The 14,085-nt window shown below is 69.2% G+C and carries 13 protein-coding genes and 1 pseudogene; 5 read left to right on the top strand and 9 right to left on the bottom strand.

Annotation, left to right across the window (positions count from 1 at the left end; genetic code table 11):
- Positions 1 to 29 precede the first annotated feature (29 nt).
- The 7 genes from alr to glmS form a co-directional block, all read right to left on the bottom strand.
- Positions 30 to 1,208 (bottom strand): alanine racemase, encoded by a 1,179-nt coding sequence (gene alr, locus N415_RS10810; protein WP_068180974.1) that lies wholly within the window; start codon positions 1,206 to 1,208, stop codon positions 30 to 32.
- A 172-nt stretch (positions 1,209 to 1,380) separates the two neighbouring features.
- Complete coding sequence (locus N415_RS10805) at positions 1,381 to 2,766, bottom strand: glutamate decarboxylase (RefSeq protein WP_068180825.1); 1,386 nt, start codon at positions 2,764 to 2,766, stop codon at positions 1,381 to 1,383.
- A 20-nt stretch (positions 2,767 to 2,786) separates the two neighbouring features.
- On the bottom strand, positions 2,787 to 4,202 hold the full coding sequence (locus tag N415_RS10800) for an NAD(P)H-hydrate dehydratase (protein WP_068180969.1): 1,416 nt from the start codon (positions 4,200 to 4,202) through the stop codon (positions 2,787 to 2,789).
- Between the two features lie 20 nt (positions 4,203 to 4,222).
- Entirely contained in the window at positions 4,223 to 6,073 is a 1,851-nt protein-coding gene (locus N415_RS10795; protein ID WP_068180821.1) for an alpha/beta fold hydrolase, read from the bottom strand.
- A 3-nt stretch (positions 6,074 to 6,076) separates the two neighbouring features.
- Positions 6,077 to 6,757 carry a rhomboid-like protein gene (locus N415_RS10790; RefSeq protein ID WP_068180966.1) on the bottom strand — a complete coding sequence of 227 codons (681 nt, stop codon included), beginning with the start codon at positions 6,755 to 6,757 and terminating at the stop codon, positions 6,077 to 6,079.
- Between the two features lie 71 nt (positions 6,758 to 6,828).
- On the bottom strand, positions 6,829 to 7,707 hold the full coding sequence (locus N415_RS10785) for a DUF4436 domain-containing protein (protein ID WP_068180818.1): 879 nt from the start codon (positions 7,705 to 7,707) through the stop codon (positions 6,829 to 6,831).
- A gap of 42 nt (positions 7,708 to 7,749) precedes the next feature.
- A complete protein-coding gene (glmS, locus tag N415_RS10780; protein ID WP_068180815.1) occupies positions 7,750 to 9,627 on the bottom strand; it encodes a glutamine--fructose-6-phosphate transaminase (isomerizing) in 1,878 nt (625 codons plus the stop codon).
- 494 nt (positions 9,628 to 10,121) lie between these two features.
- On the opposite strand from glmS, the gene N415_RS10775 reads away from it, so the two are divergent.
- A complete protein-coding gene (locus tag N415_RS10775; RefSeq protein ID WP_068180812.1) occupies positions 10,122 to 10,328 on the top strand; it encodes an Rv1535 family protein in 207 nt (68 codons plus the stop codon).
- 25 nt (positions 10,329 to 10,353) lie between these two features.
- The gene (locus N415_RS10770) at positions 10,354 to 11,193 is read left to right on the top strand and encodes a dienelactone hydrolase family protein (protein ID WP_068180810.1); all 840 of its coding nucleotides are present in this window, start codon (positions 10,354 to 10,356) and stop codon (positions 11,191 to 11,193) included.
- A gap of 12 nt (positions 11,194 to 11,205) precedes the next feature.
- Here N415_RS10770 and N415_RS10765 read toward each other — a convergent pair whose 3' ends face one another.
- Complete coding sequence (locus N415_RS10765) at positions 11,206 to 11,871, bottom strand: class I SAM-dependent methyltransferase (protein ID WP_068180808.1); 666 nt, start codon at positions 11,869 to 11,871, stop codon at positions 11,206 to 11,208.
- Between the two features lie 95 nt (positions 11,872 to 11,966).
- Between N415_RS10765 and N415_RS10760 the strand changes: the two genes are divergently transcribed.
- The 3 genes from N415_RS10760 to N415_RS10750 are packed head-to-tail and all read left to right on the top strand — an operon-like array spanning position 11,967 to position 13,888.
- Entirely contained in the window at positions 11,967 to 12,395 is a 429-nt protein-coding gene (locus N415_RS10760; protein WP_161630296.1) for a MarR family winged helix-turn-helix transcriptional regulator, read from the top strand.
- 53 nt (positions 12,396 to 12,448) lie between these two features.
- Positions 12,449 to 12,799 carry a nuclear transport factor 2 family protein gene (locus N415_RS10755; protein ID WP_068180800.1) on the top strand — a complete coding sequence of 117 codons (351 nt, stop codon included), beginning with the start codon at positions 12,449 to 12,451 and terminating at the stop codon, positions 12,797 to 12,799.
- A 45-nt stretch (positions 12,800 to 12,844) separates the two neighbouring features.
- Positions 12,845 to 13,888, top strand: coding sequence for an LLM class F420-dependent oxidoreductase (locus N415_RS10750; RefSeq protein ID WP_068180797.1), 1,044 nt, complete (start codon positions 12,845 to 12,847; stop codon positions 13,886 to 13,888).
- A gap of 4 nt (positions 13,889 to 13,892) precedes the next feature.
- Here N415_RS10750 and N415_RS10745 read toward each other — a convergent pair.
- Positions 13,893 to 14,085 (bottom strand): annotated as a pseudogene (locus N415_RS10745) (hypothetical protein); the annotation flags it as partial.

The raw sequence follows: 14,085 nt of genomic DNA, 5'->3' as shown, positions 1-14,085 counted from the left end.
CTCTGCCCCTGTGGCGCCTGCGGGTTTTGTCAGGGCTCAATGGTTTCGGCCTCGCGATAGGTCCTGGTGATCCGCCCCCGCGGGCTGGTGACCACTTCGTAGTGGATGGTGCCGAGCAGGTCTGCCCACTCTTGTGCGGTGGGCTCGCCCCGGGTGCCCGGCCCGAACAGGATCGCCTCGTCGCCCTCGGCCACGTCGAGCGGCCCGGGACCGAGGTCGACGACGAACTGGTCCATGCAGATGCGGCCCGCACCGGGGCGTCGCCTCCCGTTGATCAGCACCTCCAGGCGCCCACCCAGCGAGCGGAATACGCCGTCGGCGTACCCGATCGGCATCAGCGCCAGGTTGGTGTCGCGTTGCGCGGTCCAGGTGTGCCCGTAGGAAACGCTGTCGCCGGCGCGAATCGATTTGACCAGCGCGACAGCGCATTTCACCGTCATCGCCGGGACCAACCCCATGTCACCGAGCTGGGGCACCGGGCTCAGGCCGTACACCGCGATGCCGGGACGCACCAGGTCGAAGGCCAGGTCGGGGCGCGACATCGTGGCCGACGAATTTGCCAGGTGCGCGACCTCGAACCGCAGGCCCTCGGCGCGCGCCTGCGCGATCATGTCGGAAAACCGTTGGGCCTGAACGTCGTTGATCGGGTTCTCGGGCTGGTCGGCGAACACCATGTGCGACATCAGCCCGCGCAGCCGGATGGCGTCCTCGGCGACGGCCTGGCGCAGCGCGGTCAGCATCGCCGGGTAGTTCGCCGGGGCGACGCCGTTGCGGTTGAGCCCGGTGTCGACCTTGACGGTCACCGTCGCCGTGCGTCCCGTGCGGCGCACCGCGTCGGTCACCTCGTCGAGCTGACGCACCGAAGACACAGCGATCTCCACGTCCGCCAGCAGCGCGGGGCCGAAGTCGATGCCGGGCGGGTGCAGCCACGCCAGCACCGGCGCGGTGATCCCGTCGGCGCGCAGCGCCAGCGCCTCGTCGACGGTGGCCACCCCCAGCTCGGCCGCCCCGGCCGCCAGCGCCGCGCGGGCGACCCGAGTCGCGCCGTGGCCGTAGCCGTCGGCCTTGACCACCGCCATCACCCCCGCGCCACCGGCGTGCTCGCGCAGCACCCGCACGTTGTGCGCGATGGCGCCCAGGTCCACCACGGCCTCGGCGAGGACCCCGGGCGTCAGGGAGATCGGCGTAACGGCGGCGGGGCCTTTCATGACCGCCATTGTCCCAGAACCCTTCGAGGGGAAGCGCGCCTCGCCCTCAGCCGTCACTGCAGTCACCCGCTCGGGGCGGCCCACGATGTGCCCGGTTGTCGCTCTGAGGCGGGCACAAGAGACATCCCTCCCCCGCCGGGGCCAATGTGACGGATGTGACAAGCAGCGAGGCTCAGTGCGCGAAATGCTGGGCGTCGTAGTGCCCGCCGGGCTTGAGCTTGTCCAGCGACGCCAGCGCGCTGCGGGCGTCGTCATGCAGCGCGCGGGCCAGGTCGGCGGAGAGCCCTTCGCGCACCACGATGCGCAGCACCGAGATGTCGGTGGCGTTGTCCGGCATGGTGTAGGCGGGCACCTGCCAGCCGTAGCCGCGCAGCTCGTGGGAGACGTCGAACTCGGTGTAGCCGCGGTCCCTGGCGAGCCGGAAGCTGATCACCGGGATCGCCGAGCCGTCGGAGATCAGCTCGCAATGCTCGCCTTCGCGCAGCTGATCGCCGAGCCAGCGCGCGGTCGACGACAGGCTCTGCATCACCTTGGTGTATCCCTCGCGGCCCAGCCGCAGGAAGTTGTAGTACTGGCCGACCACCTGGTTGCCGGGTCGGGAGAAGTTCAGCGTGAAGGTCGGCATGTCTCCGCCCAGGTAGTTGACCCGGAACACGAGTTCGTCCGGGAGGTGCTCGGCGCTGCGCCACACGACGAACCCGATGCCGGGGTAGGTCAGCCCGTACTTGTGGCCGCTGACGTTGATCGACACCACCCGGGGCAGCCGGAAATCCCATTCCAGGCCCGGGTGCAGGAACGGCACCACGAAGCCCCCGCTGGCGGCGTCGACGTGCACCGGAACATCCACGCCACCGCCGGCCGCCAGCTTGTCCAGCGCCGCGCAGATCTGGGCGATGGGTTCGAGCTCGCCGGTGTAGGTGGTGCCCAGGATGGCCACCACGCCGATGGTGTCCTCGTCGACGGCGTCGACGACCTGCTCGGGGGTGATCACATAGCGCCCCTCCTCCACCGGCAGGTAGCGCGGCTCTACGTCGAAATAGCGGCAGAACTTTTCCCACACCACCTGGACGTTGGAGCCCATCACCAGGTTGGGGGTCCGCTTCTCCCAGCCTTTGCCGATCCGTTGGCGCCACCGCCATTTCAGCGCCAGCCCGCCCAGCATCACCGCCTCGCTGGACCCGATCGTCGACACCCCGATCGCGCTGGACGGGTCGTCGTCGCGCAGGTCCTCGGCGTGGAACAGGTCGGCCACCATGCAGACGCAGCGCTGCTCGATGGCCGCGGTCGCCGGGTATTCGTCCTTGTCGATCATGTTCTTGTCGAACGTCTCGGCCATCAGCTTGCCGGCCTCGGGATCCATCCAGGTGGTGACGAACGTGGCCAGGTTCAGCCGCGAACTGCCGTCGAGCATCAGCTCGTCGTGGATGAAGCGGTAGGCGGCCTCGGGGTCCATCGACTCCTCGGGCAGCCGCAGCGCGGGCACCGGCGCGGTGAACAAGCGGCCGGTGTAGGCGGGGGCGATCGCATGCGCGGGCAGGGACGGGTGGCGGCGGGACACGGCGGATCCTTTCTCGATGGCTACAACTCGGCCAGGGCGGCCCGGATGTGCGGGACCATCCGCGACGACGACGTCGGCGCCTCACCCGGGCCCGGGTCGGCGGCCGACAGCGCGGCCGCCCGCGCGTGCACGAACGCCGCCGCCGCGGCCGCCTCGGCGGCCGGCAGCCCGGACGCCAGCAGCGCGCCGATCATCCCGGACAGCACATCGCCGGACCCGGCCGTGGCCGCCCAGGACTGCCCGGCCGCATTGAGGTAGACCGGCCCGCCGGGGTCGGCGATGATCGTGACGTTGCCCTTGAGCAGCACGGTGGCGCCGAACGCGTCGGCCAGCTTCCGGCACGCGGCCACCCGGTCATCGCCCGGCGGATTCCCCGCCAGCCGGGCGAATTCACCCGCGTGCGGGGTCAGCACCGTGGGCGCGGCGCGGCTCATGACGAGCTCGGGGTGGGCCGCGAGGATGGTCAGCGCGTCGGCGTCGACGATCACCGGAAGGTCGCTCTCCAGCGCGAACCACAACGCCGCGGCCCCGGTTTCGTCGGTGCCCAAGCCCGGCCCGACCACCCACGCCTGCACCCGCCCGGCCGCGGCCGGGGTTGGCGACGCGATCACCTCGGGCCACTGCGCCAGCACCTGCGTGTGCGCGCTGCCCGCGTAGCGGACCATGCCGGAGGTGGCGGCTACGGCGGCGCCGGTGCACAGGACGGCGGCGCCGGGGTAGGTCGACGACCCGGCCATCACGCCCGTCACCCCCTGGGTGTACTTGTCGTCGTGCGGTCCGGGCACCGGCCAGCGCGCCGCGACGTCGGCGGCCTCGAAACCCAGCAGGTCGGTCTCGGGCAGATCCAAGCCGATGTCGATCAGCTCGACGCGGCCGCAGTCGGCCAGCGCGTGCACGGGTTTGAGCCCACCGAACGTGACGGTCAGCGCCGCGTGTACCGCGGGGCCGGTGACCGCGCCGGTGGCCACGTCGATGCCGCTGGGGATGTCGACGGCGACCACCGGGATTGCATCGGCGGACGCGAACACATCGGCCGCCGCGGGCCGCAGCGGGCCGGAGCCGGAGATCCCCACGACGCCGTCGATCACGAGATCTGTTGCGGGCGAAACTCTTTCGACGACGCGACCGCCGGCCTTGCGGAACGCCGCGAGTCCCTTGCGGTGGGTGCGCTCCGGGTTGAGCAGCACCGCGTCGGCGGCCGCCCCGCGGCGGCGCACGAAGGTCGCCGCCCACAGCGCGTCACCGCCGTTGTCGCCCGAGCCGACCACCGCGCACACCCGCCGGCCGGCGACCCCGCCCGCGCGCGCGGTCAGCTCGGCGACGATCGCGGTGGCCAGCCCGAAGGCCGCGCGGCGCATCAGCGCGCCGTCGGGGAGGCTGGCCAGCAGCGGCGCTTCGGCGTCGCGGATGGCGTCTACGGAGTAGTAGTGCCGCATCACCGCAAGCATTCCATGCCCTAGGCGCGCCGGGCGAACGCCTCCGTCAGCCATGCGGTCATCGCCTCGGCCAGAGCGGCGCGGTTCTCGCGCTTGGTGATCTCGTGGCCGTCGTCGGCGAACAACATGTAGCGCACCTGCCGGCCCGCGCGCCGCAACGCGTCGACGATCTGTTCCGATTCGCTGACCGGGACGTTGGTGTCGTGCGCGCCGTGCACCACCAGCAGCGGCGCGGTCAGCACGTCGACCCGGCGCAGCGGCGAGAGCCGCTCCAGCAGCGCGCGGTCGTTGACCGGGTGGCCGTACTCCGGGTAGGCGGCCTCGGCGATCCACGGCTCGGTGTTGCGGTAGAACGTGGTCAGATCGCTCATGCCGCAGATGGTGACGCCGGCCGCGAACAAGTCCGGGTGAAACGTCAGGGCCGCCATCGTCAGGTAGCCGCCGTAGGACCAGCCCGCACACGCGATCCGCCCCGGGTCGGCCAGCCCGTTGTCGACCAGGAAGCGGACACAGTCAACGACGTCGTCGATGGCCGCGAACCGCTTGCCCTTGTTGTCGGCGTGCACGAAGCTGCGGCCCAGCCCGCCGGAACCGCGCACGTTCGGCGTCAGCACGCTGATCCCGGCGTCCAGCAGCTCGGGGAAGATCTCGCTGTAGTCGGGCCGGGCCTGGCCCTCCGGGCCGCCGTGCAGGTAAACCAAAGCGCTTGAGCAGTTTTCGCTCGCCCGGTACAGCCAGGACGGCAGCTGCAGGCCGTCACGGGCGGTGATCATCTCGAGCGAAGGCCGGGCGGCCAAGCCCGAGGCGATCGGGCCGCGACTGGGTTCTGAGTCGATGAGTTGCCATGCCCGGGTGCGGGTGTCGACCAGCTCGACGGTTCGCGGCATCGCCGGGCCCTGCACGGTCATCGCCACCATCGAGCCGCCGGCGCTGATGGTCAGCTCGCCGGCGACGTCGCCCGGCAGCGGGATCGGTTCGGCCAGCGAGTAGTCGGTGTAGTGCAGGATCTGTAACTCGCTGCGGCCGTGCAGGTTCCACAGCAACGCGACGGTGGACATGTCGTCGCTGACGACGAACTCGTCCAGATCGCAGTCGGGCCGCTCGGCGACCACGAAGTAGCTCACCCCGTCCAGCGTGGCGATGACCTCCACCAGCCGGGCGTGCTCGCAGCCGTTGTCGCTGATGAGCAAGGCCCGGAAGTACCCGTCGCCGCCCGCGCCCGGACGGTACAGCCTGCTCAGCTCGCCGGTCGGGCCGTAGCGCAGGCGGCGCGGATGGTGGTCGTCGAGGATGACGCCCTTGGCCGTCACCGAGCCGGGATCCGAAGGCAACAGCGCGATTTCGGTGTCCCCATGCAGCATGACCATCTCCTGGTAGCCGCGCGGCCCGACCCGGATCAGCGCCGCCCCGGCCCACGCGTCGACGAGCCGGGCGCCGGAACGGCGGTCTAGCACAACGCAATTGCCGTCGGCCGGATCGATCAGGCAGGACTGCCCGACCCCGTCCTCACCGGTCAGGATCGCCGCCACCCGGGTGCCGTCCCACCCGATCAGCTCGGCGGTGCCGGCCTCCTCGCGGTCGATGCGCCAGGCCATCCGGTCGTCGGGATCGGTGGTGACGACCCAGATCTGCCGGCGGGTGAAGCCCTCCGGGGCCACCTCGCAGGCCAGCCAGTGCCCGTCCGCGGAGTGGATCACCCGCGAGACCGGGCCCTCGATCGGAAGCTCGACGTTGCGCGACGAGCTGGCCCGGCGGCCGCGCAGGAAGCGCTGCACCGCATGGGGATAGCCGCCGTCGTCGACGAGGTGGGCGAACGCGGTGGCGTCGGGGGACAGCGACGCGCCGTAGAGCGCGCGTACCTGCCGCCCCATCGCCTAGCCCTCGCGCGTTCCGATTCGCCGGAAAGCCGCCCTGATTTTCGCGGGATTCAGCGCCGGGCGCTTGCGCTCGCGCGCCATCGGATAGAAGCAGAGCCCGATCAGGATCGCGGCGAAATGACCGATCGCGGTGAAGTTCACCCCGTGGCGGGTCATCGTCAGCAACGGGAAACCGAAGATGACCAGCAGCACCCCGAGATAGCCCCAGCGCCAGGGCCGCGCGATGTGATAGGTCAGCACCGCCATCACGCCGACCAGAAAATAGCTGACCCCGATGTCGCGGGCGTGCACCAGCCGTTCCGGCGCCTCGTGCTCCTCGATCGCGAAGTACAGGATGCCCTCGCTGATATAGGTGGCCAGGATGTGGGAGGTCAATCCGATTGTGAGCCAACGTAACTGGCCCAGCCAGTGCTCGGCCGGCGCGAGGAACAGGGAGAACAGCAGCAGGTACGGTTCCAGGTTCTTGCCGTCGATCCACAGCAGGCTGGAGAACAGCACGTCGAGCGGGTCGGTGCCGAGCGCGTGAATGTTGGTAGATCGGTGCAACAGCACGGAGTGCAGTTGCCGGCCGGGCAACTCGTTCTGGATGATCGTCGTGATCGCCAGCACCAGCAGCCAGGTGTAGGTCAGCGGCGCGGTGACGACGAAACGCCACACCGCGAACCAGATTCGCCGCAGCCGTGTCCCGACCGATGCGTTCGCCACGTGGTCCACTTTGGCACGCCTGGCGTGACACGGTGAAACTTCGGCTAAGACGCCTCGGGTCGCAGGTGGCGCCACCAGCAGTAGATGTAGAGCAGCATCGCGTTCACCAACGCGACGATCACCCACAGCGTGACGGTCACGTCGATCCATGACCCGATGGGCGGCGAGTCGGGCAGAGCGTTGCGCAGCGGCATCACCGCAAAGAGCATCGCGGCATACCAGGTCGTCATCGGCGGCTGAAACTTGCGCCGGTCGAGCGCCGTCTGCAGGGCGACGAACAGGCCTATCCCGGCGAGCGCGATCAGCATGGCGACGAGGACGGCGGCGAAGGCCACCGTGCTCGGCGACCGGTGCAACTCGACCCGGTAGGGCGCGGGGATATCCGCTTTGCCGCTGACGGGTATGTCGACGCGCCAACCCGGAAGGCGGTCGACGAACGTCACCGACGCCCGTTGCGGCACTTGGGAGGCGCCGTGCAGAAGGTCAACCGTGATCGGGCCGGAGTGGTAGTGGTCGAACGGGTAATCCGACGGGTCCCCGGTGATGGTCAGCGGGACGGGAATCACGCCCGGCACCATGCCCTTCGACCAGGTGCGCCGGGTGGGCGACACCGCCGAGTGGACCGCGACAGTGAGGTCCTCCTTGAGGCCGCCCGTCAGCGGATCCAGCAGCTCGGGTCCGGGCGACACGGTGACATTGCCGGTCAGGCCGCCCTTCACCGACTGAAGCTCTTGCAGATCGATTGTCACGGTGGTGCCGTCGGGCGTCGGCTGGCCGTCGGTGACCTGGCGGGGGCAGCCGCACCCGGACTTGGAGTAGAGCCCCACCGTGATGGCATAGGTCGCAACGAAGAGGACCACCAGGCCGATGATCAAGACCCTTCGGAAGCGTCTCCCCCGCGGCGACGGACCATCGGCCGGCAACGTGCCTCCCCTTCACTCGGATGAATTGTCCGCGCGGAGAGACTATTCGACGGTGACGGACTTGGCCAAGTTTCGCGGCTTGTCGACGTCGTAGCCACGGGCCTGCGCGACCGACGCGGCGAACACCTGCAGCGGGATGGTCGACAAGAGCGGCTGCAGAAGGGTTGACACCGAGGGGATCTCGATCAGGTGATCGGCGTAGGGGCGCACGGTGTCGTCGCCCTCCTCGGAGATGACGATGGTCACCGCCCCGCGGGTCTGGATCTCGCGGATGTTGGACAGCAGCTTGGAATGCAGCGTGGCCTGACCCTTGGGCGAGGGCATCACGACGATGACCGGCAGCCCGTCCTCGATCAGCGCGATCGGGCCGTGCTTGAGCTCGCCGGCGGCGAACCCCTCGGCGTGCATGTAGGCCAGCTCCTTGAGCTTCAGCGCGCCCTCCAGCGCCACCGGGTAGCCGACGTGCCGACCCAAGAACAGCACGGTCGACGATTGCGCAAACTGATGCGCCAGCGCGGCGACCGGCTCGATGGTCGCGAGCACCCGGGCCACCAGGTCGGGCATCGCCTCCAGCTCGCGGTACTCGCGCTCGACCTCGTCGGGGTACTTGGTGCCGCGGGCCTGCGCCAGCGCCAGGCCGACCAGGTAGTTGGCGGCGATCTGCGCCAGGAAGGTCTTCGTCGAGGCGACACCGATCTCCGGGCCGGCGCGGGTGTAGAGCACCGCGTCGCACTCGCGCGGGATCTGCGATCCGTTGGTGTTGCAGATCGCCAGCACCTTCGCCTTCTGGTCCTTGGCGTGCCGGACCGCCTCCAGGGTGTCGGCGGTTTCCCCGGACTGCGAGATGGCGACGACCAGGGTGCTGCGGTCCAGCACCGGGTCGCGGTAGCGGAATTCGCTGGCCAGCTCGACCTCGACCGGCAGCCGGGTCCAGTGCTCGATCGCGTACTTGGCCAGCAGCCCCGAGTGGTACGCGGTGCCGCAGGCGACCACGAAGACTTTGTCGATCTCGCGCAGCTCCTGATCGGAGAGCCGCTGCTCGTCGAGGACGATCCGGCCGTCGACGAAGTGCCCGAGCAGCGTGTCGGCGACCGCGGTGGGCTGCTCGGCGATCTCCTTGAGCATGAAGTAGGGGTAGCCGCCCTTTTCGGCCGCGGCGAGGTCCCAGTCGATGTGAAAGACACGGGCACTCGCGGCGTCGTCGTTGCCGTGGAAGTCGGTGATGCGGTAGCCGTCCGCGGTGATCACGACCGCCTGGTCCTGTCCGAGTTCGACGGCGTTGCGGGTGTGTTCGATAAACGCCGCCACGTCGGAGCCGACGAACATCTCGCCGTCGCCGATCCCGAGCACCAGCGGGGTGGAGCGGCGCGCGGCGACGATGGTGCCCGGCTCGTCGGCGTTGGCGAACACCAGGGTGAAGTGGCCCTCGAGGCGGCGCAGCACCGCCAGCACCGAGGCCGGGAAATCACCAGCAGTCGGTCCATTTCGGTAGGCCTGCGCCACCAGGTGCACCGCGACCTCGGTGTCGGTGTCGCTGGCGAACTCGACCCCGGCCGCCTCCAGCTCGTGGCGCAGGGCCGGGAAGTTCTCGATGATGCCGTTGTGGACGACGGCGATCTTGCCCGCGGCGTCGCGATGCGGGTGCGCGTTGCGGTCGGTGGGCCGGCCGTGGGTGGCCCAGCGGGTATGGCCCAGGCCGGTGGTGCCGGCCAGCGATTCCGGCGCCGTCGCGGCCGTTTCCTCGATGGCCGCCTCCAGGTTGGCCAGCCGGCCGGCACGTCGCCGCACGGTGAGTTTGCCGTGGCCGTCGACCAGGGCGACTCCCGACGAGTCGTAGCCGCGGTACTCCATCCGGCGCAGCGCGTCCATGACGACCTCGCAGGCCGGGCGCTGCCCGACGTAGCCGACGATCCCGCACATTCTGACTAGGGTACGGCAGGCATCCCGGCAAGCCGCTTTTACGCGGCTGACCTGCGGCTAACCCGGCAGTCCGCCGTCAGGGCGGCGCCGCGGACCGGAATCCCACGCCCGACCCGACCACCCGACGTCACCGCGGGTTCATTTGAATTCATGCCTTATTCATAAATCCGAAGCTCATTTCACCTGATGTATTACCGACGTTTTCGGAGGCGTCATTGCCGCAGCGAACTGTGCATTTAAGCTTCGCGGTATCGGCTAGTACTGGCAACCACCGGGGAGTAAGGCGAACTGCGAAATCTATGGCACCGGCCAGCGGAAAAGGACGGCACTGACGCTCGCCAGATCAGGAATGACGACTGTCCAGCTAACCCGTAGGCGCGTCAATTTCCGCAATCCGTGAACGTAAAAACAAATCGAATATCGGGCGTGTGCCGCATTCAGACAAAGACAACTCTTGAATCTTTCGCCCGCGTAACAGCTTCCAGGAGGGAATCATGACCGCTGTTCTGTACAACGACGTGGCGACCAGCCCGCCCGCGACCCGAGCGGCCGTCAAGCCGGCGCCGAAGCAGCCCCGCCGGTCGCCGATCGGCGCCGGGGGCGACCCCTTGGCGGACGCCGCCGCGCATTTGCTGAGCATCCCGCTGCGCCAGCTCTACGCGGTGCTGTGGCGGGTGGGCCTGATCGAGGTCATCGCCTAGGACGCCCATGCGCTAACGTCGACGGGTGGCCCGCACCCGCAAGCTCGTCGCAGCCCTCAGCCGCCGTGGCCCGCACCGTGTTTTGCGCGGCGACCTGGCCTTCGCCGGTTTGCCAGGGGTGGTCTACACGCCCGAAGCGGGCCTCAACCTGCCCGGCATCGCGTTCGGCCATGATTGGCTCGCCGGCGCGGCCCGCTATTCGGGCCTGCTGGAGCACCTCGCCTCTTGGGGCATCGTGGCCGGTGCCCCCGACACCCAGCGCGGGCTGGCGCCCTCCGTGCTGAACTTCGCCTTCGATCTCGGTACCGCCCTCGACATCGTGGCGGGCGTGCGCCTGGGACCCGGCAACATCAGCGTGCATCCCGCCAAGCTCGGCGTGGTGGGCCACGGCTTCGGCGGCTCGGCCGCCGTGTTCGCCGCGGCCGGGATGCCCGACAAGCCCGCGGCCGTCGCGGCGCTCTTCCCGGCGGTCACCAGTCCCCCGGCCGAGCAGCCCGCCGCGGCGCTGAAGGTCCCGGGCCTGATCCTGACCGCGCCGGACGACCCGAAGTCGTTGAACTCCAACGCCCTGGCGCTGGATGCCGCATGGGAGACGGCCACGCTGCGCATCGTCGCCAAGGCCAAGCCCGGGGGGCTCGTCGAGGGTCGGCGACTGACGAAGGTGGTCGGGCTGCCGGGCCTGCACCGACGCACCCAGCGGTCGGTCCGGGCGCTGCTGACCGGATACCTGCTCTACGCGCTGGGCGGCGACAAGAAGTATCGCGACTTCGCCGATCCGGACGTGAAGCTACCGCGGACGGTTCCGGTGGACCCCGAGGCCGAGCCGGTCGCGCTCGAAGAGAAGGTCGTCGCGCTGCTGAAGTAGCGAGCGGTCAGATCACTTTCGGAGCCACACTTCGAGGCCGACCCCTTCGGCCCGAATTTCCTTTTCCCGGAAGGGAATATCCGCCAGCAGCTGTTCGACCTGTGCTCGCGTGTAGGCCCGCTTCAGCAGCATGAACCGAAACGTCGCAATGGTCACCCAGCGGTCGACCAGCCCAAGTCCCATGGCGCGGAAGTAGTTTCTGATCTCCGACATCGGCGCGTCCTTGTGCAAGTCGACCACCAGCGCCGTGCCGCCGGGCCGCAGCACGCGAAATATCTCCTCGAGCGCCTGGTGCGGTTGGGTGAAATTCTTGAACGCCGCGGTGCACACCACGAGATCGAAGCTGTTGTCCCCGAAGGGCATCGCCGAGGCGTCGCCCCGGTGGAAGTCGGCCTCGACACCCGCCGCGGCGGCGTTGTTGCGTGCCAGCTCCACCATCGTCCGGCTGATGTCGAGCCCGGTCACGCGACGAGTTCCATCCTTTGCCAATTCGATCGCGAGATAGCCCGGTCCCGGCGCCACCTCCAGCACATCGCCGCCCTGCGGCACCACCTCGCGCAGGCGCGCGGCCAGCGCGCGGAAGCGCTCGATGTCCTTGCGGGTGCTCTTGGCATACCAGCGGGCGATCACGCCCTCCATGCCGATCCCCCGATACGCTTTCGTCGTCGGTGCCGTCATGTCCAGAGTCTCCTCGGTAGGAAAGTATCTTATTGGATAAGATACTTATTTTTTAAAGCGAGTTGAGGTCGATGTCAAACCCTGAGAACGCCCAGTTGCGCGAGACGTTCGTCCGAACCATCAGGCAGTTCATCGCGGGGAGCATTCTCTACAACCAGCAAGTCGCCGACCGGGTGGGCCTGCGCCTCACCGACATGCAATGCATCAATGTGCTCGACCTGATGGGGCCGTCGACACCGGGCGAATTGGCCCGCTGCACCGGACTGACCACCGGCGGCGTCACGGTGATGCTCGACCGACTGGAGAATGCCGGCTACGTGAAGCGGGAGCCGAACCCCCGCGACCGCCGCAGCGTGCTGGTGCGCTTGAATCCCGCGAAACTGAAGAAGGTGAACGCCTTCTACGGGGAGATCAACGAGCACATGGCCGGCCTGCTCGATGACACGCCGGAATCCGAACTCCGCTCTGTCATCGACCTGTTCTCGAAAATGAACGCGTGGCGGACGCAACAACCCCGGTCCTGAAGTCGTCGCGCCCCTGACGTGATTGCGGCCCTGCGAGCGGGTAGTCGCTGACCATGCAGTCCGTGGATGAGCTTTACGACCGCTGGATCACCGAACTCTGGGCCGGCCGGCCGATCGCGGCCGAGATCGTCACCGAGGACTTCGTGGGTCATTGGCCCGACCGCGACGTGCACGGACCCGACGAACTTCAGCGGACGGTTGCGCAGACCCGAAGCATGCTGGCGGACTTGAACTTTGCGGTACAACTCGGCCCGCTCTGCGACGGCGACCTGGTCGCGGCCCGCTGGATCGGCCAGGGCCGCGCTGCGGACGGCCCGGTCTCGTTCACGGGCAACGACATCCTCCGCCTCAGCGCCGACGGTCAACGTTTCGCGGAGTACTGGACGGGGACCTCGGCGGGCTGAGATGCCAGCGACGGCGCGCCGCGCCCCCCGTGGTAAGAGTCGTTGATGCGAATCGGGATCGCTCTGGATTACTCGGGCGGCTTTCACGAGGCCGTCGACCGCGTCGTCGAACTCGAAAAGGCCGGCATCGAGGTGGCGGTGGTGGCCGAGGCGTATGCCTTCGACGCCGTCAGCCAGCTCGGTTATCTGGCCGCCAAGACCAACACCGTCGAGCTGGCGTCGGGGGTGTTGCCCATCTACATCCGCACGCCATCGCTGCTGGCGATGACGGCCGCGGGCCTGGACTTCGTGTCCGACGGGCGGTTTCGCCTCGGCATCGGCACCTCGGGGCCGCAGGTGATGGAGGGGTTCCACGGCGTCGAGTTCGACGCGCCGCTGGGCCGCACCCGCGAGATCGTGGAGATCTGCCGCCAGGTGTGGCGCCGCGAGCGGGTGCAATACGCCGGCAAGCACTACCAGATCCCGTTGCCCGCGGACCGCGGAACCGGGCTAGGCAAGGCCCTTCAGCTCATCAATCATCCTGTGCGCGAACGAATTCCAATCTCGATCGCGGCGCTGGGCCCGAAGAACGTCGAGCTCACCGCCGAGATCGCCGAGGGCTGGCAGCCCGTCTTCTACCTGCCGGACAAGGCCTATCTGGTGTGGGGCGAGGCGCTGGCCGCCGGCGCAGCCAAGCGCGACCCGGCGCTGGGGCCGCTCGACGTGATGGTGCACGCGTCGCTGGCGACCGGCGACGACGTCGAAGACCGGCTGGCCTGGAGCAAGCCGCAGCTCGCCCTTTACCTCGGCGGGATGGGCGCCAAGGGCCGCAACTTCTACCACAACCTGGCCACGCGCTACGGCTTCGGTGAAGTCGCGGACCGGATCCAGGAGCTATACCTGTCGGGGCGCAAGCGCGAGGCCACCGCGTTGGTGCCCGACGAGTTGGTGCGCGGGATGTCGCTCGTCGGTCCCCGCGGATACGTCGCCGAACGCCTGGCCGCCTTTGCCGAGTCCGGTGTGACGACGCTGCTGGTCAACCCGCTGGGGGCCGACCCCGGCGAATCGATGGACTTCGTCGAGGACGTGCTACGGATGCGCCCCGCCTGAGCCGTCACTGCCCGGCCTGCGGAAGCTGGTCCGCGGCAATCTCGCACGGCGTCGACGCCTCGACCGCCGGCGGCGCCGGTGCGGGCTCCAGCGGCGCGGCAACTGGCGCCGGCGCGTCGACCGGTGCCGGCGCGTCGACCGGTGCCGGTGCGTCGACCGGTGCCGGCGCGTCGACGGCCGGCGCCGCCGGCTCATCG

This window comes from Mycobacterium sp. UM_CSW, assembly GCF_000455205.1.
Classification (GTDB): domain Bacteria; phylum Actinomycetota; class Actinomycetes; order Mycobacteriales; family Mycobacteriaceae; genus Mycobacterium.
Note: the sequence above shows the minus strand (reverse complement) of the source record. Positions and strands in the feature narration are given on the sequence as shown.